Below are 24,493 nucleotides of genomic sequence, written 5' to 3' on the forward strand. Positions count from 1 at the left end.
GGTCTGGGACGCGGTGAGCCAGCACCGCATGCGGATCGCGGTACGGGTCAGCGCGGACCGGCGCGCCTGTTGCCAATAATGACGACGGCAAACAAGGTCACGTCGGGCAGTCTGGCACACACCCGGCCCGAGCTGGAGTCCCGTCTCACCATACGGGCAGCGTGCCCACGATTCGTACGCGGAGGTCAGGGCGCAATGCGGTCTTGTGTGGATGTCATGCGCGTGCCAATTTGGTCCAGGCCAGTCGGTACGGCACCTCCCACACCACCCCCACATGGTTCACACAAAGGAGAACCACCGCATGAGACCCCAGATGTCCGCGCGTCTGGGCGGCACCCTCGCCGCCCTTCTCCTCCTCGGCACCGCCGCACTCGGCTCCACGGCCGCCGCGGCACCCCCGCCGGCCGACCGCCCCGACCAGGGAGTCAAGGCCGACGCGGCGACGGTCGCGCTCAGCGCCGACCTCACCCGCGCCCTCGGCGCCGACAGCGCCGGCACGTACCTGGACGCCGACACCGGCGAGCTGGTCGTGACGGTCACCGACAAGGCCGCTGCCGCCGAGGCCCGCGCCGCCGGCGCCCGCGCCGAGCTGGTCGAGCACAGCGCGTCCGAACTGCGCTCCGCCATGGGCGCCTTCGAGGACCGCGCGAAGATCACCGGCACCTCCTGGGGTGTCGATCCGGCCACCAACCAGATAGCCGTGCAGGCCGACTCCACCGTGTCCGACGCCGAGTACGCGAAGCTGAAGCGCGTCGCGGCGAGCCTCGACGGCGCGGCCCGGGTGGAACGGATAGCCGGGACGTTCCAGAAGGAGGTCCTGGGCGGCGACGCCATCTACGGCGGCGGCTACCGCTGCTCCGCGGCGTTCAACGTGACCAAGAACAACGCCCGCTACTTCGTCACCGCGGGCCACTGCACCAACGCGGGCGCCTCCTGGTCCGCCACCAGCGGCGGCGCGCAGATCGGCACCCGTGAGGGCACCAGCTTCCCGACCAACGACTACGGGATCGTCCGCTACACCGACGGCTCCTCCCCCGCGGGCACCGTGAACCTCTACAACGGCAGCACCCGGGACATCACCAGCGCCGCCAACGCGGTCGTCGGCCAGGCCATCCAGAAGAGCGGCTCCACCACCCAGGTCACCAGCGGCACCGTGACCGCCGTCAACGTGACCGTCAACTACAGCGACGGCCCCGTCTACAACATGGTCCGCACCACCGCCTGCTCCGCGGGCGGTGACAGCGGCGGCGCCCACTTCTCGGGCAGCGTCGCGTACGGCATCCACTCGGGCAGCGCGGGCTGCTCCGGCAGCAACGGCTCGGCGATCCACCAGCCGGTCACCGAGGCGCTCAGCGCGTACGGCGTGAGCGTCTACTGAGGCACCGGTAGCACGACGGCACGCACAGGGCCGCCGCCGGGATCCCGGCGGCGGCCCTCACTGCGGCACGGAGCCACCGGCCCCGCGCTCAGCCCAGTTCGTGCATCCAGCCGTGCGGGTCCGGGGCCTGCCCCGTCTGCACGTCGACCAGCGCCTTGCGCAGCCGCGCCGTGATCGGCCCCATCGACCCGTCGGCGACCGTCCACTCGGCCGTCCTCGACTTCGCGTGTCCCACCGGCGTGATGACCGCGGCCGTGCCGCACGCGAAGGTCTCGGAGATCGAGCCGTCCTCACAGCCGGCCTGCCACTCCTCCGTGGAGATCCGCACCTCGCCGGTCCGGTAGCCGAGGTCGGCGGCGATGGTCAGCAGCGAGTCGCGGGTGATGCCGGGCAGCAGCGTGCCGGTCAGCTCGGGCGTGACCACCTCCGCCCCGGGGCCCTCGCCCCGCACGAAGTACAGGTTCATCCCGCCCATCTCCTCGATCCACCGGCGCTCCACCGCGTCCAGCCACACCACCTGGTCGCAGCCCTGCTGCACGGCCTGGAGCGTGGCGGCCATGGCACCCGCGTAGTTGCCCGCGCACTTGGCCTCGCCGGTACCGCCGGGCGCGGCACGCACGTACTCCTCGGTGAGCCACACCGACACCGGCTTGATGCCGCCGCTGAAGTACGCGCCCGCGGGCGAGGCCAGCACCATGAACAGGTACTCGTGCGCGGGTGAGTTCACGCCGAGGCCGACCTCGGTGGCGAACATGAACGGGCGCAGGTACAGCGACTCCTCGCCGGTGCCCGGCACCCACGCCTTGTCCTGGCGCACCAGCACGTCGATGGCCTCCACGAAGGTCCGGGTGGGCAGTTCCGGCATCGCCATCCGGCGCGCGGAGAGCTGGAAGCGGCGGGCGTTGGCGTCCGGCCGGAACGTGCGGACGCTGCCGTCGGGCTGCCGGTACGCCTTCAGCCCCTCGAAGATGGACTGCCCGTAGTGCAGCGCCATCGTCGCCGGGTCGAGGGTCAGCGGGGCGTACGGCTGGAGCTGCGCGTCGTGCCAGCCGCGGCCTTCGGTCCACTTGATGGTGACCATGTGGTCGGTGAAGTGCTTGCCGAAGCCGGGGTTGGTCAGGATCGCCTCGCGCTCCGCGTCGGACAGCGGGTGCGCGGACGGCTTGAGCTCGATCGAGGTCATGAGATTCGTGTCCTTCACCGTTCGGTGTGTGGCGGACCGCGTCCCGTGCCGGGGTCCTCGCACCCGAAGGTACTAGGACGTCCGAGCATTACCGCGTGCCGCAGCCCGCCGTCGATTATGACGTGGGCGTGGGCAGCGGCAAGCGTGGTGGTGGTGCGCGGTCCGAAGGTCATCGTCGCACCGACCCCGCCGGAAGGGCAGGGCCGGTCGGCCGTACGGACAAACCTGACGGCCGGGCCGGCCGCAGCGAGCGTGTGTGGTCCCGGCGGTCAGCCGGATACTCGGGTGGCGAGCGCGTCGCCGATCTCGTCCGTGGTGCGGTGAGCGTCGCCCCGCGCGGCGAGATCCGCCTCGACGGCCTCTTCGACGCGGGCGGCCTGCGCGGCGTAGCCGAGGTGGCGCAGCAGCAGGGCGACCGACAGGACCGTGGCCGTCGGGTCGGCCTTGCCGGTGCCGGCGATGTCCGGCGCGGAGCCGTGGACCGGCTCGAACATCGACGGGAAGGCGCCGGTCGGGTTGATGTTCCCGGAGGCGGCGAGACCGATGCCGCCGCTGATGGCGGCGGCGAGGTCGGTGAGGATGTCGCCGAAGAGGTTGTCGGTGACGATCACGTCGAACCGCTCGGGCTGGGTGGTGAGGAAGATCGTCGCGGCGTCGACGTGCAGATAGTCCGTGGTGACGTCGGGATACTCGGCGCCGACGCGATCGAAGGTGCTCTTCCACAGGTGGCCGGCGTAGACGAGCACGTTGTTCTTGTGCACGAGCGTCAGCTTCCGGCGCGGGCGGGCCTGGGCGCGCTCGTAGGCGTCCCGGACCACGCGCTCCACGCCGTACGCGGTGTTGACGCTCACCTCGGTGGCGACCTCGGCCGGGGTGCCGGTGCGCAGGCTGCCGCCGTTGCCGGTGTACGGACCCTCGGTGCCCTCGCGGACGACGACGAAGTCGATGGCGGGGCGGCCGGCGAGCGGGGTGCCGGTGCCGGGGAAGAGCTTCGACGGGCGCAGGTTCACGTAGTGGTCGAAGGCGAAGCGCAGCTTCAGCAGCAGACCGCGCTCCAGCACGCCGGACGGCACCGAGGGGTCGCCGATGGCGCCGAGCAGGAGGGCGTCGTAGTCCGCGAGGGCCGCCAGCTCCGCGTCCGGCAGGGTCTCGCCGGTGGCGTGCCAGCGGCGGGCGCCCAGGTCGTAGCTCTCGGTCTCCAGCTTCACGTCCTGCGGCAGAACGGCGGAGAGCACTTTCAGGCCCTGGGCCACGACTTCGGGGCCGATGCCGTCGCCGGGAATGGACGCGAGACGAATGCTGCGAGACATGAGGGGGAGCCTACGCGGTACGTCTTGCGTGATGACACCGCCGTCCGGGATGTGGACGCATCGGCTTCGGCATCCCCCCACTGCTCGCCCGCAGCATGAGCAGGGCCGAACAGCACGCATACCTGCGGCCCGCGCCGTCACCCGGCGCATCGGCGCCCTGCCCGGCGGCCCGCCGCGTCCGCCGACGACGGCACGCGGATCGGCCGTTTCGAGCTGGCACGGGGCCGCTGAGCGGGCTCAGTGGCCGGTCGAGCCGCCGTTGTCGCGGCGGTCGAACGCCCGCTGCAGCGCGGCGGCGGCGTTCTTCCGGACGATCGCGGAGTCCCGGTTCTGCCGGGTGCGGGCGGAGTGGCGGGTGCGGCGGACCGTGGTGGTGGCAGCCATGGGGCAGCTCCTGAAGGGGCGCAGGGAAGACGTGGGGACGCCGCCGGGGCGGGAGCGGCGCCGCAGGGGTGTCCTGCGCGGAGGCGCCAGCCTCGACCACCGTCGCCGTTCGGCGAATGTTCGGCTCTATAAAAGTAGGACGTCAAAGCGTTCTTGTCCCGCCATTTACTCGGGCTTCCTACTATCTGAGACGGCACCCTCCCCGACCTGCGATGATGCCGGGGAATCCAGGGTGTCCAGCAGCCCCGCGAGCTGGCCGGGCGAGGTGATGCGGCGCACACCCGCGAGCGGCTGCGCGCCCGTACCCGCGCGGTCCAGCCAGATCCCCGTCAGCCCCGCCGCGTCCGCGCCCGCCGCGTCGGTGTCCGGCCGGTCGCCGACGTAGGCGACGCGCTCCGGCGGCAGTCCGAGGGCGGCGCAGGCGGCGTGGAAGGCGCCGGGGGCCGGCTTGGCGACGCCGAGTTCCTCGGAGCACACCAGCGCCTCGAAACGGTGGTGCACGCCGATGGCGCGGAGCTTCTCCTCCTGGTGGGGGGCGCTGTTGTTGGACAGCAGGCCGTGCCGGCGGTGCGGGGTGAGGGCGTCGAGCGCCGGTACGACGTCGGGGAAGAGACGCCAGTGCCGCCGGTACGCGGCCAGGTAGCCGGCCATCCAGACGTCGGCCTCGGCGTCGGTCAGCGGCCTGCCCTCGAGCACCCGGGCGCGCTCGCGGCGCTGGGCCACGAAGGTGAACTCGCCGGCGAGATAGCGTTCCACGTACTCCTCGGAGACCTCGTGCCAGTGGGCCGCCGCGGCCTCGGGTGAGGGGTAGCGGCCCAGCAGGCCGCGCGCCGTCAGATACTCCAGCGCGGCGCGCCGCTCGGCACCCGAGTGGTCGAAGATCGTGTCGTCGATGTCCCAGACCACGGCGAGAATGCGCATGTCATCGACGGTAGCGCGGGAAGGGCGCGGGCGGCCTGCGGGACGGGCGTACGGGGAACGGGCGTACCGGGGCGCGGCGGCAGCCGGTCGTCGCCGCGGACGCGCGGGGCCGGCGCGCGCGGGACCGCGGCCCCGGTCCCGCGCGCACGGGACCGCCCCCGGCCGACGGGGGGGGCGACCGGGGGCGGTGTCGGTGGGGACCGCGCGGGCGGTCCTGCGGGCGCTCAGCCCATGTGGGGGTAGCGGTAGTCCGTGGGGGCGTCCATCGTCTCCTTGATGGAGCGCGGCGAGGACCAGCGCAGCAGGTTGAACTTCGAGCCCGCCTTGTCGTTGGTGCCGGAGGCCCGCGCCCCGCCGAAGGGCTGCTGGCCGACGATCGAGCCGGTGGGCCGGTCGTTGACGTAGAAGTTGCCGGCCGCGAAGCGCAGCCTGCGGGTCGCGTCGGCGATGACCGCGCGGTCCTGCGCGAGGATGGCGCCGGTCAGCGCGTACGCGGCGACGGACTCCATCTGGTCCAGCATCGCGTCGTAGGTGTCGTCCTCGTACACGTGCACGGCGAGGATCGGGCCGAAGTACTCCTCGGTGAAGACCTCGTTCTCCGGGTCCGAACAGACGACGACGGTGGGGCGGACGAACCAGCCGGCGGAATCGTCGTAGGTGCCGCCCGCGACGATCTCGCACGCCGGGTCGGCCCCGGCGCGGTCGATGGCGGCCTTGCTCTTGGCGAACGCCCGGTCGTCGATGACCGCGCCGATGAAGTTCGCCAGGTCGGTGACGTCGCCCATGGCCAGGCCCTCGACCTCGGTGACCAGCGCGTCCTTCAGACCGCCGTCCCACAGCGAGCGGGGGACGTAGGCACGGGAGGCGGCCGAGCACTTCTGGCCCTGGTACTCGAAGGCGCCGCGGGTCATGGCGGTCTTCAGCTTCGCCGGGTCCGCGGTCGGGTGGGCGACGATGAAGTCCTTGCCGCCGGTCTCGCCGACGATCCGCGGGTACGAGCGGTAGCCGGCCAGGTTGCGGCCGACCTCGCCCCACAGGTGCTGGAACGTGCGGGTCGAGCCGGTGAAGTGGATGCCGGCCAAGTCCGGGTGCGGCAGCGCGACCTCGGAGACCTCCTTGCCGTCACCGGTGAGGAGGTTGATGACGCCGGCCGGCATCCCGGCCTCCTCCAGCAGCCGCATGAGCAGCACGGCGGAGTGCGTCTGGGTCGGCGACGGCTTCCAGATCACGACGTTGCCCATGAGGGCGGGCGCGGTCGGCAGGTTGCCGGCGATCGCGGTGAAGTTGAAGGGCGTGATCGCGTAGACGAAGCCCTCCAGCGGACGGTGGTCGAGCCGGTTCCAGACGCCGGGCGGCTGGACGGGCGGCTGCTCGTCCATGATCTGGCGGGCGAAGTGGACGTTGAAGCGCCAGAAGTCCACCAGCTCGCAGGGCGCGTCGATCTCCGCCTGCTGCGCGGTCTTGGACTGGCCGAGCATGGTGGACGCGGCGATCGTCTCCCGCCACGGGCCGGCGAGCAGGTCGGCGGCCTTGAGCAGGATCGCGGCGCGGTCGTCGAAGGACAGCGCACGCCAGCCGGGGGCGGCGGCCAGGGCGGCGTCGATCGCGTCCTGCGCGTCGGCGCGGGTGGCGGTGCCGTACGTGCCGAGGACCGCCTTGTGGTTGTGCGGCTGCACGACGTCGACGCGCGCGCCGCCGCCCATGCGGGGTACGCCACCGATGGTCATCGGCAGCTCCATGGGGCTCTCGGCCAGCTCCTTGAGCCTGGCCTCCAGCCGCGCACGCTCCGGTGTGCCGGGGGCGTAGGTGTGCACCGGCTCGTTGTACGGGGCGGGGACCTGGGTCACAGCGTCCATGGTTGCCGTTCTCCTTCGAAGTGCGGAGTCTTGCGGGGGCTCGCGGGGGTGGTCAGCGGCGGCCGGCCAGGGCGCGCAGGAAGAAGGCGGTGTTCGCCGGGCGCTCGGCGAGCCTGCGCATGAAGTAGCCGTACCAGTCGGTGCCGTAGGGCGTGTAGACGCGCACGCGGTGGCCCTCGGCCACCAGCCGGAGCTGCTCCTGCGGGCGGATGCCGTAGAGCATCTGGAACTCGTATTCGCCGGGCTTGCGGCCGTGGCGGCGGGCCAGCTCCCTGCTGATCTCGATCATCCGGGGGTCGTGCGTGCCGACCATGGGGTAGCCGCACCCGGTCATGAGGATTTTCAGGCAGCGGACGTACGCCCGGTCCACCTCCTGCCGGTCCTGGAAGGCGACGACGGCCGGCTCCTTGTACGCCCCCTTCACCAACCGTACCCGGGAGCCCTCGCCGGCGAGGTCACGGCAGTCCTCCTCGGTGCGGAAGAGGTACGACTGCAGCACGGCGCCGGTCTGCGGGAAACGCTCGCGCAGGGTGCGCAGGACGGCGAGGGTGGAATCGACGGTGGTGTGGTCCTCCATGTCGAGGGTGACCGTGGTGCCGGCCGCGGCGGCGGCTTCGACCACCGGGGTGACGTGGGCGAGCGCGAGGTCGTGGCCACCGGGCAGCGCCTGCCCGAAGGCGGAGAGCTTCACCGACATCTCGGCGCGGGCGGCGAGCCCCTCTTCCGTCAGCGCCTCGGTCAGCCGGAGGTAGGCGTCGCGGGCACGCAGCGCCTCGCGGGGGTCGGTGACATCCTCGCCGAGGTGGTCGAGGGTGACCTCCAGACCGCGGGCGGTCAGGTCGCGGACGGCGGCGACGGCGTCGGCCAGTTCCTCACCGGCGACGAAACGCGCGACGACCTGGCGGCTGACCGGCGCGGCCGAGACGACGCGGCGGATTCCGTCGCTGCGCGCGGCGGCGAGAAGCACGGGACCCAGCACGGGGCACCTCCACGGTCGGGGCGCAGGTAGCACTTCCGTGAAAGGTAAGGATTGCTTCGATACTGGGCCATCGACACCTGTCACGCATCCGAGAGCCCGCCCTCATACAGATGTATGAGAAGCTGCGGTCATGCGCGGCGACTACCAGCAGTTGGTGGACGAGGTCTCGGCGGCACTCGGCGCCCCCGCCACCCTGGAGGACCGGGACTTCGGGCTGATCGCCTTCGGCGTTCACGACACCGGCGACGGCTCCCCGGGCGGCGTCTCCTCACTCCTGGACCCGGTCCGGACGAAGTCCATCCTGCACCGGCGCTCCACGGCGGCGGTGCGGGCGTGGTTCGAGGCGTACGGGATCGCCCGCGCGACCGGGCCGATGCGGATCCCGCCGGATCCGTCCGCGGGGGTGCTCACCGGACGGATCTGCCTGCCCGCCCGGCACGACGGGGTGGTGCAGGGGTACGTCTGGCTGCTCGACGACGGGCACCTGGCGGACGTCGAGCTGGGCGGGCCCGGCCGGGCACCGGACCCGCGGATCGCGCAGGCAATGCGGACGGCGGCGCGGATCGGCGCGCTGCTGGCGGCGGAGACCCGGGCGGGGGCGGCGGCGGGGGCGCTGCTGCACGACGTGCTGGCGGGGCCTGCCGCGGGACGGGACGCGGCGCTGGCGGAGCTGCGGGACACGCTGCCGGGCGGTGCGGCGGGGCCGGTGGCGGCGGTGGCGGTGCTGCCCTGGCGGCCGGCGGACCCGGCGGCACCGGGTGCGGGACTGCCGCGGACGGCGGCGACGACGGTGCTGCGGGTGCGCGGCGCCGGCGGCGGGTGGGACGCGGCGGGGACGAAGGCCGGGCCGGCCCCGGGGGCCGGGGGCCGGCCGGGGGCGGCGGGCGGGACCGGCGGGGAGGCGGTGCCGGTACGGGCGCTGGCGGCGCTGGTGCTCCTGCCGTCCGCGGGCGCTCTGGAGCCGGCGGTGACGGCGGCGGAACGGCTGCTGGACACGGCGGGGGACAGGGCCCGGGGAGTGGCGCGGCGGGACGCGGCGAGCACGTTCGGGACGAGTGCGGGCGGGGCAGGCGCGGGCGCGCGGGGTGAGGCGCCGGCGCAGGAACGGCGTGGAGCGCCCGCCCGGGCGCGTACCCGCCCCGGCGCGACCGCCGCCGAGGACGCCGCACCGGATGCCGTCGCCGGCGTCGGCGACGGGCGCGCGGATCTCGCCGGGCTGCCCGGCACCTGGCGCGAGGCGCTGGCAGCCGCCCGGGCGGCGTGGGCCGAGCCCCGCCTCGGGCCGGTGGCGCGGTGGCCGGGGATCGGCCCGTACCGGCTGCTCACGCATCTTCCCGGCGGCGTCGACCCGGTGGTCGGCCGGCTGCTGGAGCCGGCCCACGCCGAACTGGCCCGCACCGCCGAGGTCTACCTCGACCACGCCGGCCAGGCCGCGCGCACCGCCGCCGCACTGGGCATCCACCGGCAGACGCTGTACTACCGGCTGTCGCGGGTCGAGGAGCTGACCGGCCTCGACCTCACCGCGGGCGAGGACCGGCTGCTGCTCCACATGGCCCTGAAGTCCGCCCGCCTCTGACGACGCCCCGGGCCGGGCGCCGCACACGCCCCCGCCCGCGGCCGGGTACGCGCCCGGCCCGCCGTCGGGCGGGCCGGGCGCCCCCCGATGGCGTCGCGGGCGCCCGCGACCGCGCCGTCCGCGGGCGGGCACCGGCGGCGCCGGGGCCCCGGCCCGCCACGGGGGTGGAGCGGGCCGGAGGTCCGGGGCTCAGCCCAGGTGGGCCGCCGGTGCGGCCGTCGCGGCGCCGGCGCGGTCGGGGCGCGGGGTGTTCATCAGCACCGCGACCGTCGCCGCGACCGCGAGCAGGATGACCGACGCGACCGTGTACGCGGAGGTGAAGCCCTCGACCAGGCCCGCCTTGACCACCTCCGGCACCGGACCGCCCGCGGCCCGCCGCTCCTGAAGCGCTCCGGCGTCCGGCACGCGCGCGGCGATGTAGTCGGCGGTGGCGCTGGTGGCCACGGTGTTGAGCAGCGCGGTGCCGATCGAGCCGCCGATCTGCTGCGAGGTGTTGACCGTCGCCGAGGCGATGCCGGCCTCCTCCTCGCGGACGCCGTGGGTGGCGTAGTTGATGGCCGGGGCCATCACCAGGCCCATTCCGACGCCCACGACCAGCTCCGCCGGCAGCACGCCGGCCGCGTACGAGGAGTCGACGTCCAGCGTCGCCAGCCACCCGGTGCCCGCCGCGGCGCACAGCAGCCCGGGGACGACCAGCGCCCGCGGCGGCAGCTTGGGCAGCAGCCGGCCGGCGAGCCCGCCGGCACCGGCCAGCACCCCGGCGGCCAGCGGCAGGAACGCCACCCCGGTCTTCAGCGCCGAGTACCCCATGACGACCTGCATGTAGTACGTGAGGAAGAGGAACATGGCGAACATCCCGACCGTGGCCAGCGCGATGCTCACGAACGCGCTCCCCCGGGCCCGGCTCTGCAGCACCCGCAGCGGCAGCAGCGGCGCCGCGGCGCCGCGCTCGTGCAGCACGAAACCGGTCAGCAGCGCGACGCCGAGGAAGAGCAGGCCGAGCACGAGCACCGAGTCCCAGCCCTCGGACTCCGCCTCGCTGCAGCCGTAGACGACGGCGACCAGACCGGTCACCGCGAGCAGCGCGCCCGGCAAGTCGATCTTCTGCCGCACCTGCGGGCGGGTCTCGGCGGGCAGTACCCACCAGCCGACCGCGGCCAGCGCCGCGATGGGCACGTTCACGTACAGGCACCAGCGCCAGTCCAGGTACTCGGTCAGCGCGCCGCCGGTGACCAGGCCGATCGCGCCGCCGCCGGCGGCGATCGCGCCGAAGATCCCGAACGCGCGGGCCCGTTCACGCTGCTCGGTGAAGCTCGTGGTGAGCAGCGACAGTGCCGCCGGCGCGAGCAGCGCGGCGAACGCCCCCTGCGCGGCCCGCGCACCCAGCAGGGCACCGAATCCGGGTGCCGCGCCACCGAGCGCGGAGGCGGCGGCGAAGCCGACGAGCCCGGTCAGGAAGGCCCGGCGGCGGCCGGTGTAGTCGGCGATCCGGCCGCCGAGGAGCAGCAGGCCGCCGAAGGCCAGGGTGTACGCGGTGATCACCCACTGCCGGTCTCCGTCGGAGATGTCCAGGTCCGCCTGGGCCGAGGGCAGGGCGATGTTCACGATCGTGACATCCAGAACGATCATGAGCTGCGCCAGCCCGATGAAGGCGAGGGCGATCCAGCGCCGCGGGTCGGCACCCGCGGGTGCGGCATCTTTTGTAGTGTCCATGCCACTACCTTTCTCGTGCGTGCTTCAGGGTTCGCGTGGCCGCGGGGTTGCGGGCGGGTACGGGGCTACCGGGCGGCGCCGCCGACGATGCGGTCCGTGGCCCGGACGAAACGGTCGGCGGTGACGACGGGACCGGGCAGCCCGGTGCCACGGGCACGGGCGGCCTCGGGACGCAGCCCGTCGAGATACAGCTCCAGATGGCGGTGGGCCAGCGCCTCGTCCTCGGGCAGGCCGCCGCCGGGCAGCCGCAGCGTCAGCCGCATCACCATGAACGGCACGTCGCCGAGGACGACGTCGTCACGGAGCTGGCCGGCCTGCTGGGCCCGGACGATCAGCTCCTGCACCGGGCGAAGCGTCCGCGCCCGCAGCCCGGCCAGCTCCTCGTCGATCCGGATGCGGCCGGAGAGTGCCGGGAGCACCGCGCCGATGCGCAGGCGAAGTGCCGTGTGCGCGAACCGGCGCAGCGCCTCGAACGGCTCCTCCCCGCCGGTCAGCGCCTCCTCCGCCGCGCCGCGCAGCTCGGTGAGCGTGGCGGCGGCGACACCGCGGATCAGCGCCTCGCGGCTGGGGAAGTTGCGGTAGAGGGTCGCGATGCCGACGCCGGCCCGGCGGGCGACCTCCTCCAGCGGGGTGTCGGGGCCCTCGCCCACGAAGACCTCACTCGCCGCCTTCAGGATCAGCCCGCGGTTCCGCCTCGCGTCCGCACGCATCGGGGTCCGCATGTCGACTCCTCAACCGAAGGGAAACTCTCCACTTACTCGCACCGTAGGAGGGAGGCGGAGAGATTTCATCCGTCCGGGCGGAAGTGAGAGGGGATCGCGCGAAGATCCTCCGCATCGCCGTGCACGCACCCTCCCGGGAACGCGAAACGGGTCCGGGAGGGCGGCATCGCTGCCGCCCTCCCGGACCCGCTACCGGGGGTCTTTCCCGGTTCCGCTATTCGGTGAGGTTCACCGCGCGCGCCGACGCCGCGCCGATCTCGCCGGCGATCTCCTGTACGACGGCCGGCGGGATCGTGTCGTCCACCGTCAGCGCGACCAGCGCCTCACCGCCGGCCTTGGCCCGCGCCACCTGCATCCCGGCGATGTTGATGCCGGCCTCGCCCAGGATCCGGCCCATGGTGCCGACGACCCCGGGGCGGTCGCCGTAGCTGAAGAACGCCATGTGGTCGGCGAGCGCCAGGTCGACGTCGTGGTCGCCGACCGCGACGATCTTCTGCTGGTGCTTCGGCCCGGAGAGCGTGCCCGAGACCGACACCTCCTCGCCGCTGGCCAGCGTGCCGCGCACCGTCACCACGTTGCGGTGGGCGTTCGACTCCGAGCTGGTGGTCAGCCGCACCTCGACGCCGCGCTCCTGCGCGAACAGCGGTGCGTTCACGTAGCTCACGGTCTCGGCGACGATGTCCTCGAAGACGCCCTTGAGCGCGGACAGCTCCAGCACCTTCACGTCGTGCTGCGTGATCTCGCCGCACACCTCCACGTCGAGGCGGACCGCGACCTCCCCGGCCAGCGCCGTGAAGATCCGGCCGAGCTTCTCCGCCAGCGGCAGCCCGGGGCGTACGTCCTCGGCGATGACGCCGCCCTGGACGTTGACCGCGTCCGGCACCAGCTCGCCGGCCAGCGCCAGCCGCACCGAGCGGGCCACCGAGATGCCCGCCTTCTCCTGTGCCTCGCCGGTGGAGGCGCCCAGGTGCGGGGTGGCGACGACGCTGTCGAACTGGAACAGCGGCGAGTCCGTACACGGCTCGGTGGCGTAGACGTCGAGACCCGCGCCCGCGACCCGGCCCTCCTTCAGCGCGGCGGTCAGCGCCTCCTCGTCGACGATGCCGCCGCGGGCGGCGTTGACGATCCGGACGGACGGCTTGACCTTGTGCAGCGCCTCGTCGCCGATCAGGCCCAGGGTCTCGGGGGTCTTGGGCAGGTGCACGGTGATGAAGTCGGAGGTCTCCAGCAGCTCGTCGAGCGAGACGAGCTTGACGCCCATCTGCGCCGCGCGTGCGGCCTGCACATACGGGTCGTACGCCACGACGCGCATACCGAACGCGGCCATGCGCTGCGCGACGAGCACGCCGATCCGGCCGAGGCCGACGACGCCGAGCACCTTCTCGTTCAGCTCGACGCCGGTGTACTTCGAGCGCTTCCACTCGCCGGCCTTGAGCGCGGCGTTGGCCTGCGGGATGTTGCGCGCGCTGGCGATGATCAGGCCGCAGGCCAGCTCGGCGGCGGTGACGATGTTGGAGGTCGGCGCGTTGACGACCATCACGCCGGCCTTGGTGGCGGCCGGTACGTCCACGTTGTCGAGGCCGACGCCCGCGCGGGCGACCACCTTCAGCCGGCGCGCGGCGGCCACGGCCTCCGCGTCGACCTTGGTGGCGCTGCGGATCAGGATCGCGTCCACATCGGCGATGGCCGCGAGCAGCTCGGTCCGGTCGGCGCCGTTGCAGTGGCGGATGTCGAAGTCGGGACCGAGGGCGTCGACGGTGGCCGGCGAGAGCTCCTCGGCGATCAGTACGGCCGGCTTCCCGGGGGTGGCGCCGGATGCTGGGGCAGTGCTCACGTGGTCCTCACTGGAATTCCTGTGCGGGACGGCCGTCCCGACGGCCGCAGGTGGAGGGGTGCAGCGCCGGTCCTCCGGACTGACGCGTGCTGCCGCGTTTGAAGGACACACGACGCTGTGAGCCTGAAGCGCGATGTACGAAGAGTGTAGTGGCGTCGGGCGGTGGCCGGGCGCGCCTTCGCCCCGCCACCGCCCGAACGAGCGACCGGGTCCGCTCAGTCCTTGTCGTCGACCCAGCTCATGAGCTTCCGCAGCTCCTTGCCGGTCGTCTCGATGAGGTGGTCGCCGTCCTGCTTCTTGTACTCGTTGTAGCGCGGGAGGCCGTTGTGGTACTCGGCCATCCAGTCCTTGGCGAACGAGCCGTCCTGGATCTCGCCGAGGATCTTCTTCATCTCGGCCTTGGTGCCGTCGTTGATGATCCGCGGGCCGGAGACGTAGTCGCCCCACTCGGCGGTCTCGGAGACCGACCAGCGCATCTTCTCCAGGCCGCCCTCGTACATGAGGTCCACGATGAGCTTCAGCTCGTGCAGGCACTCGAAGTACGCGATCTCCGGCTGGTAGCCCGCCTCGACCAGGGTCTCGAAGCCGGCCTTGACCAGCGCCGAGGTGCCGCCGCAGAGCACGGCCTGCTCGCCGAAGAGGTCGGTCTCGGTCTCCTCGGTGAAGGTGGTCTTGATGACGCCCGCCCGGGTGCCGCCGATGGCCTTGGCGTACGACAGCGCCAGCGCGAAGCCGCCGCCGGTGGAGTCCTGCTCGACGGCCGCGATGCACGGCACGCCGCGGCCCTCCTCGAACTGGCGGCGGACCAGGTGGCCCGGGCCCTTCGGGGCGACCATGCAGACGTCGACGTCGGCCGGCGGCTTGACGAAGCCGTAGCGGATGTTGAGGCCGTGGCCGAAGAACAGCGCGTCGCCGCTCTTGAGGTTGTCCTTCACGGACTCCTCGTAGACCTTGCCCTGGAGCGGGTCCGGCACCAGCATCATGATCACGTCGGCCTCGGCGGCGGCCTCCGCGGGGGTGACGACGCGCAGGCCCTGCTCCTCGGCCTTCGCCCGGGACTTCGAGCCCTCGTGCAGGCCGACGCGGACGTCCACGCCGGAGTCGCGCAGCGACAGCGCGTGGGCGTGGCCCTGGCTGCCGTAGCCGAGGACCGCCACCTTGCGGCCCTGGATGATGGACAGGTCGGCGTCGTCGTCGTAGAACAGCTCGGCCACGGTTGCGATCTCCTTGAGTCTTGCGGATGGGCCCACCGTACGTCGGGCGCGGCGGGGGGTCGTCGGGGTTCGGGGCCCGGGGGCCTCCCCCCGGAAATCTTCCTCCACTGCAACCACACGGAGTGCGGCAGGGAGACGGGCGGCGGGGCACCGCGGTCGCGGCGCCCCGCCGGTGTTACGCGCTTCTGTCCAGGGCGCGCAGTGAGCGGTCCGTGATGGAGCGGGCGCCGCGGCCGATGGCGATCGTGCCGGACTGGACCAGCTCCTTGATGCCGTACGGCTCCAGCATCTTCAGCATCGCCTCCAGCTTCTCGCCGCTGCCGGTGGCCTCGATCGTGACCGCCTCCGGGGAGACGTCGACGGTCTTGGCGCGGAAGAGCTGGACGATCTCGACCACCTGGGAGCGCGTCTCGTTGTCGGCGCGCACCTTCACCAGGACGAGCTCGCGCTGCACCGCGGCGCCCGGCTCCAGCTCGACGATCTTCAGCACGTTGACGAGCTTGTTGAGCTGCTTGGTGACCTGCTCCAGCGGCTGGTCCTCGACGTTCACCACGATCGTCATCCGGGAGATGTCCGGGTGCTCGGTGGTGCCGACGGCGAGGGAGTCGATGTTGAAGCCGCGGCGGAAGAACATCGCGGAGATCCTGGCCAGGATGCCCGGCTTGTTCTCCACCAGGACCGAGAGCGTGTGCTTGGACATGTCTTCGTCTCTCTCTTCGCTGCCCGGCCTCAGTCGTCTTCGCCGTCGCCGAAGTCCGGGCGGACGTCGCGCGCGGCCATGATCTCGTCGTTGGAGGTGCCGGCCGCGACCATCGGCCAGACCATCGCGTCCTGGTGGACGATGAAGTCCACGACGACGGGGCGGTCGTTGATGGCGTTGGCCTTCTCGATGACGGCGTCGAGCTGCTCGGGGTCGTCGCAGCGGAGGCCGACGCAGCCCATGGCCTCGGCGAGCTTGACGAAGTCCGGGCAGCGGGTGCCGGAGGCCTGGCGGGCCAGCTCCTCGGGACCGCCGGCGCTCTCCGCGGCTCCGCCGCCGTTGCCGGCTCCGTTGCCGTGGGGGCCGGAGTGCAGCACGGTGTTGGAGTAGCGCCGGTTGTAGAAGAGGGTCTGCCACTGGCGGACCATGCCCAGCGCGCCGTTGTTGATGATCGCGACCTTGATCGGGATGCCGTTCAGCGCGCAGGTGACCAGCTCCTGGTTGGTCATCTGGAAGCAGCCGTCGCCGTCGATGGCCCAGACCGTCGCCTCCGGCGCGCCGGCCTTGGCCCCCATGGCGGCCGGGACGGCGTAGCCCATGGTCCCGGCGCCGCCGGAGTTGAGCCAGGTGCGGGGCTTGTCGTAGTCGATGAAGTGCGCCGCCCACATCTGGTGCTGCCCGACGCCCGCGGTGTAGACCGTGTTCTCCGGGGCCAGCTCGCCGATGCGCTGGATCACCTGCTGCGGCGAGAGCGTGCCGTCGGAGGGCAGGTCGTAGCCGAGGGGGTATGTCTCGCGCCAGCGGTTGAGCTGCTGCCACCACTCCGCGTACCGGGCCGTGCCGGCCGCGGTGCTCCCGCCCTGCCGGCCGATCTGCTCCTGCTCGCCCTGCACCGCCACGATCAGGTCGGCGATGACCTCGCGGGCGTCGCCGACGATCGGCACGTCCGCCTCGCGGTTCTTGCCGATCTCCGCGGGGTCGATGTCGGCGTGCACGATCTTGGCGTGCGGCGCGAACGTGTCCAGCTTGCCGGTGACCCGGTCGTCGAACCGGGCGCCGAGCGCCACGATCAGGTCGGACTTCTGCAGCGAGGTGACCGCGGCCACCGTGCCGTGCATGCCGGGCATGCCCAGGTGCTGCGGGTGGGTGTCGGGGAAGGCGCCGAGGCCCATCAGGGTGGTGACGACCGGGGCGCCGGTCAGCTCCGCGAGCACCTTCAGCTCGGCGGTGGCGCGGGCCTTGAGCACCCCGCCGCCGACGTAGAGCACCGGGCGGCGGGCGGCGCCGACGAGCCGGGCGGCCTCGCGGATCTGCTTGGCGTGCGGCTTGGTCACGGGGCGGTAGCCGGGCAGCTCGTGCCGCGGCGGCCAGGAGAAGACCGTGGGCGACTGCAGCGTGTCCTTGGCGATGTCGACGAGCACCGGGCCGGGGCGGCCGGTGGAGGCGATGTGGAATGCCTCGGAGATCACCCGCGGGATGTCCGCGGGATCCGTGACCAGGAAGTTGTGCTTCGTGATCGGCATGGTGATGCCGCAGATGTCCGCCTCCTGGAAGGCGTCCGTGCCGATCGACTTGACCACCACCTGGCCGGTGATCGCCACCAGCGGCACGGAGTCCATGTGCGCGTCGGCGATCGGCGTGACGAGGTTGGTCGCCCCCGGTCCCGAGGTGGCCATGCAGACGCCCACCTTGCCGGTGGCCTGCGCGTACCCGGTGGCGGCGTGCCCCGCGCCCTGCTCGTGGCGGACGAGGACGTGCCGGACCTTGGTGGAGTCCATCAGCGGGTCGTACGCGGGGAGGATGGTCCCGCCCGGAATGCCGAACACCGTGTCCGCACCCACGGCCTCCAGGGCGAGGATGAGGGACTGCGCGCCCGTCACGGTCTTGTCTGCCGGTGCGTGACCCGGGACGCGGGACTGTCCCCCGCTGCGGGCCCGCGGCGGCTGCGGGTGGGGCTCACTCCGGGGGGGAGCCTGCTCGGTCATCGGTTTCTCTTCTCGTCTTCGATCGGTGCGAGGGTTGGGGGTGGAGCAGCAGGTTCGAGCAACAAAAAACCCCTCGTGCCTGATGGCAAGCGAGGGGAGCGCGTCGGCGCGGTCCGGGGTCGGAATCCGCTTCAGCCGACGCGCTGTCCAAGTACGAGAATTCGGGTGCGCATGGACCAGACCTTGCCCCCGGCGCGCCCGGGGTGTCAAGTTCGTGGGACCCGGGTCTCACTATGTGAGCGCAATGGCCGAAGCGTCCTCCTCCGGCAGCGCGAACGCTCCCAGGGCCAGCGCGTCTCGTACTCGTTCCTCCTCGAGTGGTTCGCAGTAGGCCATGCCCTGCGCGTGCCGGCAGCCCAGCGCGCGCAGTACCTCGGCCTGCTCGGGCAGATCGACCCCCTCGGCCGTCGAGTCCAGGCCCAGCTCGCCGGCGATGCCGATCATCCCGGCCGCGATGGCGCGCAGCCGGGGCGACTCGGCCAGCCCGTCGACCAGGCCCCGGTCCAGCTTGAGCACGTCCACCGGCAGCCGGCGCAGCGCGGCGATGGCGGCGTGCCCGCTGCCGAAGCCGTCGAGCGCGATGCGCACGCCGAGGCGGCGCAGCGCCACCAGGCGCCGCTCCAGCTCGTCCATGCCGGCCCGGGCGTCGCTGTCCGCGACCTCGATGGTCAGCGCGCCCGGCGGCAGCCCGTGCCGCATCAGCAGGCCCTCCACCAGTTGCGGGGACATGCCCCGGTCGGTGAGCCGGGCGGCGGACATCCGCACGGTCACGGGGATGCCCATGCCCGCCTCGTACCGCGCGGCGGCCTGCTCGATGGCCGCTTCCAGCAGCCAGCGCGCCAGCTCCGCGGTACGGGCCCGGTCCTGCGCGCTGCCGCGCCCGCCGATGTCCGGCGGGCCCTGCATGAACTCGGCGGGCGTGTGCACGATGCCCTGCGCCGAGCGCCAGCGCGGCTGCGCCGAGAGCGCCGCGAGGCGCCCGCTCGACAGCTCCACCACCGGCTGGTGCACCAGCGTGAACTGGCCGTCGTCCAGCGCGGAGCGCAGCCGGTTCGCCATCTCTATGCGGCGGACCACCTCGGCCTGCATCTGCGGCGCGTACAGCTCGACGCGCGCCTTGCCGGCCTGCTTGGCGCGGTACATCGCCAGGTCGGCGTTGCGCATCAGCTCCGCGGGCGTGCTGCCGGGCTCGGCGAAGGCCACGCCGATGCTCGCCGCCACCCGCACCTCGACGCCGCCCGCGGTGTACGGCTCGGAGAGCCGCACCCGCAGCCGGTCGGCGACCTCGCGGGTGCGCCGCTCGCGCCCGGTGCGATCCGACCGGTTCTCGCCGGCCGCGCCGCCGACGAGCAGCACGGCGAACTCGTCGCCGCCGAGCCGGGCGGCCGAGTCCCCGGAGCGGATCGACTCCTGCAGCCGGCGCCCGGCCTGGATGAGCAGCTCGTCCCCGGCGGCGTGGCCGACGGTGTCGTTGACCGCCTTGAAGCCGTCGAGGTCGATGAAGAGCACGGCCGCGTTGGCGTCCCCGGCCCGCCGGCCGCCGAGAGCGTGGCCGACACGCTCGGTGAACAGCGCCCGGTTCGGCAGGTCGGTGAGCGTGTCGTGGGAGGCGTTGTGCTGCAGCTGCGCCTGGAGCCGGACACGCTCGGTGACATCCCGGGAGTTGAAGATCAGGCCGTTGTGGTGCCGGTTGACCGTCGACTCGACGTTGAGCCAGCCGTCCTCGCCGTACGCGCCGTCGCCGCCGCGCGCGCCCCCGCGGCGGCCTCTGCCGGCCCGGAAGCGGCACTCGATGCGGATCGAGCGCGCCCCGCCGGGCGGCGCCGACAAGAACCGGCGCACCTCGTGCAGCACCCGGCCCAGGTCGTCGGGGTGGATGAGCCCGGCCAGCTCGCAGCCGACCAGCTCCTCCGGGTCCGTGCCGTAGACCCCGAGGGCCGCGGGGCTGACGTAGCGCAGCACGCCGGACGGCGCCGCGATCATGATGACGTCGCTCGATCCCTGCACGAGCGAGCGGAAGTGGTTCTCCTTCTGGGCCAGTTCCTGGGTGAGGCTGATGTTGTCCAGCAGCATGATCGCCTGGCGGATGACCAGCGCCAGCACCACCGTGCAGGCGGTCATCAGCACCACGCGGTCCACGCTGCGGCCGTCCAGCAGGTTGTACAGGATCCCCAGCGTGCACACGCCGGCCGCGAGATACGGCGCGAGCGCGCCGATGTGCCCGGCGATGGGACGGGCGCGCTCCTTGGGGCCGCGCTCCTCGGCCTCCTCCGGCTCCTCGGCTCTGCCGACCCACGGGGCGTACGCGAGCAGGACCGAGCCGGCGAACCAGCCGGCGTCCAGCAACTGTCCCGAGCGGTACTGCTCCTGGAGCAGCGGCGAGGTGAACAGCGCGTCGCACAGGACGGTGAGCACCAGGGCGCCGATCGCCGTGTTGATCGCCGAGCGGCCCGCCGCGGTGCGCCGGAAGTGCAGCGCCAGCACCATGCTGACCAGCACGATGTCCAGCAGCGGGTAGGCGAGCGAGAGCGCCATCCGCGGCACCGACTCGTCGTCCCCCGCGGCGTGCGCCAGGGCGAGCGTCCAGGAGATGGTGAGCAGGGAGCCGCCGATGAGCCAGGTGTCCAGGCCCAGGCAGATCCAGCCCGCCCTGCTCACCGGCCGCCGGGCGAGCACCAGCAGCCCGATGACCGCCGGCGGCGCGAAGAGCAGGAAGAAGAAGTCCGCGACGGACGCCTCCGGCAGCGGGCGCCGGAGCACGACCTCGTACCAGCCCCAGATGCCGTTGCCGATGCCCGCCATGGCGGACGAGACGCCGAACATGAGCCAGGCCGGGCGAAAGCGGCCCTGGCGGATACGCGCGTAGTAGAGACACGAGAAGGCGGCCGCGAACGCCGCCGCGCTCAGCCCGAAGTCCCCCATGATCAGGGCGACCCGGGGAGAGCCCCAGCCCAGAGCCGCACCGGTGGCATACCCCGCGCAGAGCACCGCGAGGACCATCTGGGGTACGAACCCCGCGGGAAACGGCGGCCTGGGCACCGCCGCCCCGATCGACGCGGTCACCGCGCCCCCCGGCTGCCGGGAGCCGGTCGCGCCTGCGATCCCGCCGCGACGCCGGCTCTCAGGGCCGGGAGGCGCGCGGGACTGCCGCGCAGCCCGCGTACCGGAAAGGATTTCCACTTGCCGTGCATGTGCCCATCGCCCCCCTCGATATCGGTTGCGCCGCCGGCAGCGGGCCGGCCACGTTGACGTCGGGAGCAATCCCCGCTGCGGACGATACACCAGGTTCGTCACGCAGGGACATACTTCCTCTACGGAGCGTGACTAAAACCGAGAGTTGCGTCTCAACTACGTAGAGTGTTCGTGCGGTCGTCCGTCAGGCAACGGCGACCACGTGCTCCACCGGTTCACCGGCGGCGAACCGCCGCAACTGGGCGCGCAGCAGCCTCTCCGCACGCGGCCGGAACGCGGACGTGGGCCCGCCGGTGTGCGGGCTGATCAGCACGCCGGGGGCGTGCCACAGCGGATGGCCCGCCGGCAGCGGCTCGGGGTCCGTCACGTCGAGCGCGGCCCGCAGCCGGCCCGGCTCCACCTCGTCCAGCAGGGCCTTCGTGTCCACGACGGCACCTCGGGCGACGTTCACGAGCAGCGCGCCGTCCTTCATCCGGGCCAGGAACCCCGCGTCGACCAGGCCGCGGGTGGCGTCCGTCAGCGGGGTTGTCACGATCACCACATCGGCGGCGGGCAGGAACTCGCGCACGTCGTCCAGGGCATGCACGGGGCCGCGCGGTGTGGTGCGAGGGGAGCGCGCGATGCGTACGACCCGCTCGCACTCGAAGCCTGCAAGCCGGTCTTCCACCGCGCTTCCGATGGCGCCGTAGCCGAGGATGAGCACGGTCTTGTCGGCGAGCGACGGATGGAAGCCGGTGCGCCACTCCTGTGCGTCCTGGCGGCGTACGAAGTCCGGGATGCCGCGCAGCGAGGCGAGGGTGAGCGCGAGCGCCAGCTCGGCGGTCGACGCCTCGTGCACGCCGCGGGCGTTGCACAGACGGGCCCCCGGCGGCATCGAGGACAGCTTCGGCAGGTAGGCGTCGACGCCGGCGGTGAGGGTCTGCAGCACCTTCAGGGCCGTCATCCGCGGCACCGGGTCGCGGGTGATCGGGCGCATGTACGGGACCACCAGGAACACGCAGTCCGCCGGGTCGGCGGGGAACTCGGGCTCGGCGTCCCAGTGGACATAGCCGAGTTCCGGCGGCAGACCGCTGATCTCGTCCGGCGGAATCGGCAGCCACACCTGTCCATCGCTCATGGACACGAGGCTAGGTGATCGGCACGGACCGGCGGAATGCCCGGGCGTGAGAGGGCCGGAGGCCGGGGCACGGGTGTCGGCGGCAGGGTCTAGGGTGCCTTGCGTGGAGCGCAGGACGATCGGGGCGGCGGCCCTTGAGGTGGGCGCTGTCGGCCTCGGCTGCATGCCGATGAGCTGGGCGTACAGCACCTCGCGGCAGCAGGGCGAGGAGTCCGTACGGGCGGTGTGCGCGGCCCTCGACGCCGGCGTGAGCCTGCTCGACACCGCCGACATGTACGGGCCGTTCACCAACGAGCTGCTGGTCGGCCGGGTGCTCAAGGAGCGGCGCGCGGAGGCGTTCGTCTCCACCAAGGTCGGCCTCCTGGTCGGCGACCAGCACGTCGTCGCCAACGGCCGCCCGAGCTACGTCAGGCGCGCCTGCGACGCCTCGCTGCGCCGGCTGCAGACCGACGTCATCGACCTGTACCAGCTGCACCGCGAGGACCCCGAGGTGCCCGTCGAGGAGACCTGGGGTGCGATGGCGGAGCTGGTGGCGGCGGGAAAGGTGCGCTCGCTGGGGTTCTGCGCCGTCGGCGCCCGGGCGGACCGCCGGGCGGGCGGCGGGATGTACGACGCGACGATCCGCCGGCTGAGCCGGGTGCAGCAGGTGTTCCCGGTCAGCAGCGTGCAGGCGGAGCTGTCGGTGTGGTCGCCGGAGGCGCTGTCCGGCCTGCTGCCGTGGTGCGAGGCGCGGCAGGTCGGGTTCCTCGCCGCGATGCCGCTGGGGCACGGGTTCCTCACCGGCACGCTCACGCCGGGGCAGGGCTTCGAACCGGACGACATACGGGCCCGGCACCCCCGGTTCACCGCCGAGATGATGGCGGCGAACCAGCCGGTGGTCGCCGGGCTGCGCCGGGTCGCCGAACGGCACGGCGCGACGCCGGCGCAGGCGGCGCTGGCGTGGGTGCTGGCGCAGGGGGGCCACGTGGTGCCGGTGCCGGGGACCAAGCGGGCGCGGTGGGCGGTGGAGAACGCCGCGGCGGCGGAGCTGCGGCTGGCGCCGGCGGACCTGGCGGAGATCGCGGCGCTGCCGCCGGCGCAGGGGTCGTGGGAGTAGGGCGCGCGCGGCAGCGGCGGCCGGACGGTGCGTACGGGCGCGGGCGGGGCTCGTACCGGCGCCCCCGGGCTCCGTCCGGGCGGGAACGGCTCACCTGCGCGCGCCGGCCGCCGGGTTGTGATGTGCTGGGTATGTTCCGGCCGCCGCCTGCTGAGGAGAACCGTCCCGTGAGAGTCCGCGCCGTCACCGCCGTGGCCGCCGCCGCACTCGTGCTCGCCGCGGGCTGCTCGTCGGGAGACGACGACGGCTCCGAAGGACCGGCCGGGAAGCCGTCCTCCGGCTCGCCCGCCGGCAGCGGCGGCTCGGGCGACCGGGGCACGCCACCGCCGGACAAGGGCTCCGCGAAGGTCGTCGGCACCGCCGCCGAAGGTCTGGAAACCCCGTGGGGCCTGGCCGAACTGCCCGGTGGCGACCTGCTGGTCTCCTCCCGCGACAGCGGCACGATCCACCACGTCGCCGCCAAGGGCGGGAAGGTCACCGAGGCCGGCGAGGTCCCCGGCGTGCAGCGCGAACCGGGCAACGAGGGCGGCCTGCTGGGCCTGGCGCTGGGGGCCGACGAGATGGTCTACGCGTACGTCACCTCCGAGAGCGACAACCGCATCGTACGGATGACGTACGACCCGGACGGGCCCGAGGGCAACCGGCTGGGCGCGCCGGACACCGTCTTCCGCGGTATCCCCAAGGGCGGCCGGCACAACGGCGGCCGGATCGCGTTCGGCCCGGACAAGATGCTCTACGTCGGCACCGGCGAGGCCGGCGATCCGGCGCTGGCGCAGGACGAGGAGTCCCTGGGCGGCAAGATCCTGCGGATGACGCCGGACGGCGAGCCGGCGCGCGGCAACCCGAAGGCGGATTCGGTGGTGTACTCGTACGGCCACCGCAACGTGCAGGGGCTGGCCTGGGACGACGACAAGCGGCTGTGGGCGGCGGAGTTCGGCGACCAGAGGTGGGACGAGCTGAACCTGATCGAGCCCGGGAAGAACTACGGCTGGCCGGAGGCGGAGGGCAAGGAGGGCCGGGAGGGCATGGTCGACCCCGTCGTCCAGTGGGCCACCCCGGACGCCTCGCCGAGCGGCATCACCTACGCGGACGGGTCGATCTGGATGGCGTCGCTGCGCGGCGAGCGGCTGTGGCGGATCCCGCTGGACGGCACGAAGGCGGCGGCGGACCCGCAGGCGTTCTTCGACGGCGAGTACGGGCGGCTGCGCACGGTGCAGCGGGCCTCGGACGGCGATCTGCTGCTGGTGACCAACGAGACGGACCTGCGCGGTACGCCGGAGAAGGGCGACGACCGCATCCTGCGGGTGGAGGCCCGCTAGAGCGGCCTGCGCCC

18 protein-coding genes are annotated in these 24,493 nt (G+C 73.1%); 4 read left to right on the forward strand and 14 right to left on the reverse strand.

Features of this window, described 5'->3' with window-relative positions; translation table 11 throughout:
- Nucleotides 1–301: 301 nt before the first annotated feature.
- Entirely contained in the window at nucleotides 302–1,378 is a 1,077-nt protein-coding gene (locus I003_RS0113530) for an alpha-lytic protease prodomain-containing protein (protein ID WP_027772022.1), read from the forward strand.
- A gap of 88 nt (nucleotides 1,379–1,466) precedes the next feature.
- Here I003_RS0113530 and I003_RS0113535 read toward each other — a convergent pair whose 3' ends face one another.
- The 6 genes from I003_RS0113535 to I003_RS0113560 form a co-directional block, all read right to left on the reverse strand.
- Nucleotides 1,467–2,561 carry a branched-chain amino acid aminotransferase gene (locus tag I003_RS0113535; protein ID WP_027772023.1) on the reverse strand — a complete coding sequence of 365 codons (1,095 nt, stop codon included), beginning with the start codon at nucleotides 2,559–2,561 and terminating at the stop codon, nucleotides 1,467–1,469.
- A gap of 269 nt (nucleotides 2,562–2,830) precedes the next feature.
- On the reverse strand, nucleotides 2,831–3,871 hold the full coding sequence (locus I003_RS0113540) for a 3-isopropylmalate dehydrogenase (protein WP_027772024.1): 1,041 nt from the start codon (nucleotides 3,869–3,871) through the stop codon (nucleotides 2,831–2,833).
- 237 nt (nucleotides 3,872–4,108) lie between these two features.
- The gene (locus I003_RS36440; RefSeq protein ID WP_199784295.1) at nucleotides 4,109–4,255 is read right to left on the reverse strand and encodes a hypothetical protein; all 147 of its coding nucleotides are present in this window, start codon (nucleotides 4,253–4,255) and stop codon (nucleotides 4,109–4,111) included.
- A 165-nt stretch (nucleotides 4,256–4,420) separates the two neighbouring features.
- Nucleotides 4,421–5,176 (reverse strand): HAD family hydrolase, encoded by a 756-nt coding sequence (locus I003_RS32165; protein ID WP_051368230.1) that lies wholly within the window; start codon nucleotides 5,174–5,176, stop codon nucleotides 4,421–4,423.
- A gap of 224 nt (nucleotides 5,177–5,400) precedes the next feature.
- Nucleotides 5,401–7,032 (reverse strand): L-glutamate gamma-semialdehyde dehydrogenase, encoded by a 1,632-nt coding sequence (gene pruA, locus I003_RS0113555; protein ID WP_027772025.1) that lies wholly within the window; start codon nucleotides 7,030–7,032, stop codon nucleotides 5,401–5,403.
- A gap of 52 nt (nucleotides 7,033–7,084) precedes the next feature.
- Nucleotides 7,085–8,011: a proline dehydrogenase family protein gene (locus tag I003_RS0113560; protein WP_027772026.1), complete on the reverse strand. Its 927-nt coding sequence runs from the start codon at nucleotides 8,009–8,011 to the stop codon at nucleotides 7,085–7,087.
- Nucleotides 8,012–8,141: 130 nt separating this feature from the next.
- Between I003_RS0113560 and I003_RS0113565 the strand changes: the two genes are divergently transcribed.
- On the forward strand, nucleotides 8,142–9,587 hold the full coding sequence (locus I003_RS0113565; protein ID WP_027772027.1) for a helix-turn-helix domain-containing protein: 1,446 nt from the start codon (nucleotides 8,142–8,144) through the stop codon (nucleotides 9,585–9,587).
- A gap of 189 nt (nucleotides 9,588–9,776) precedes the next feature.
- Here the strand turns inward: I003_RS0113565 and I003_RS0113570 are convergent, their stop codons facing one another.
- The 8 genes from I003_RS0113570 to I003_RS0113610 form a co-directional block, all read right to left on the reverse strand.
- Nucleotides 9,777–11,300, reverse strand: coding sequence for a DHA2 family efflux MFS transporter permease subunit (locus tag I003_RS0113570; protein ID WP_027772028.1), 1,524 nt, complete (start codon nucleotides 11,298–11,300; stop codon nucleotides 9,777–9,779).
- Between the two features lie 65 nt (nucleotides 11,301–11,365).
- Nucleotides 11,366–12,022 (reverse strand): TetR/AcrR family transcriptional regulator, encoded by a 657-nt coding sequence (locus I003_RS0113575; protein ID WP_027772029.1) that lies wholly within the window; start codon nucleotides 12,020–12,022, stop codon nucleotides 11,366–11,368.
- A gap of 214 nt (nucleotides 12,023–12,236) precedes the next feature.
- Nucleotides 12,237–13,856, reverse strand: a complete 1,620-nt coding sequence (gene serA, locus I003_RS0113580) for a phosphoglycerate dehydrogenase (RefSeq protein ID WP_051368231.1) — start codon at nucleotides 13,854–13,856, stop codon at nucleotides 12,237–12,239.
- Between the two features lie 215 nt (nucleotides 13,857–14,071).
- Nucleotides 14,072–15,070: a ketol-acid reductoisomerase gene (ilvC, locus tag I003_RS0113585; protein ID WP_027772031.1), complete on the reverse strand. Its 999-nt coding sequence runs from the start codon at nucleotides 15,068–15,070 to the stop codon at nucleotides 14,072–14,074.
- A 175-nt stretch (nucleotides 15,071–15,245) separates the two neighbouring features.
- Nucleotides 15,246–15,770: an acetolactate synthase small subunit gene (ilvN, locus tag I003_RS0113590; protein ID WP_027772032.1), complete on the reverse strand. Its 525-nt coding sequence runs from the start codon at nucleotides 15,768–15,770 to the stop codon at nucleotides 15,246–15,248.
- 29 nt (nucleotides 15,771–15,799) lie between these two features.
- Nucleotides 15,800–17,755 (reverse strand): acetolactate synthase large subunit, encoded by a 1,956-nt coding sequence (locus I003_RS0113595; RefSeq protein ID WP_027772033.1) that lies wholly within the window; start codon nucleotides 17,753–17,755, stop codon nucleotides 15,800–15,802.
- A 231-nt stretch (nucleotides 17,756–17,986) separates the two neighbouring features.
- A complete protein-coding gene (locus I003_RS0113600; protein ID WP_027772034.1) occupies nucleotides 17,987–20,818 on the reverse strand; it encodes an EAL domain-containing protein in 2,832 nt (943 codons plus the stop codon).
- Nucleotides 20,819–21,131: 313 nt separating this feature from the next.
- Nucleotides 21,132–22,064, reverse strand: coding sequence for a 2-hydroxyacid dehydrogenase (locus I003_RS0113610; protein WP_199784296.1), 933 nt, complete (start codon nucleotides 22,062–22,064; stop codon nucleotides 21,132–21,134).
- A 103-nt stretch (nucleotides 22,065–22,167) separates the two neighbouring features.
- Between I003_RS0113610 and I003_RS0113615 the strand changes: the two genes are divergently transcribed.
- A complete protein-coding gene (locus tag I003_RS0113615; RefSeq protein WP_027772036.1) occupies nucleotides 22,168–23,160 on the forward strand; it encodes an aldo/keto reductase in 993 nt (330 codons plus the stop codon).
- Between the two features lie 167 nt (nucleotides 23,161–23,327).
- Complete coding sequence (locus tag I003_RS0113620) at nucleotides 23,328–24,479, forward strand: PQQ-dependent sugar dehydrogenase (RefSeq protein ID WP_027772037.1); 1,152 nt, start codon at nucleotides 23,328–23,330, stop codon at nucleotides 24,477–24,479.
- Nucleotides 24,480–24,493: the final 14 nt, after the last annotated feature.

It is taken from the genome of Streptomyces sp. CNQ329 (genome assembly GCF_000482585.1).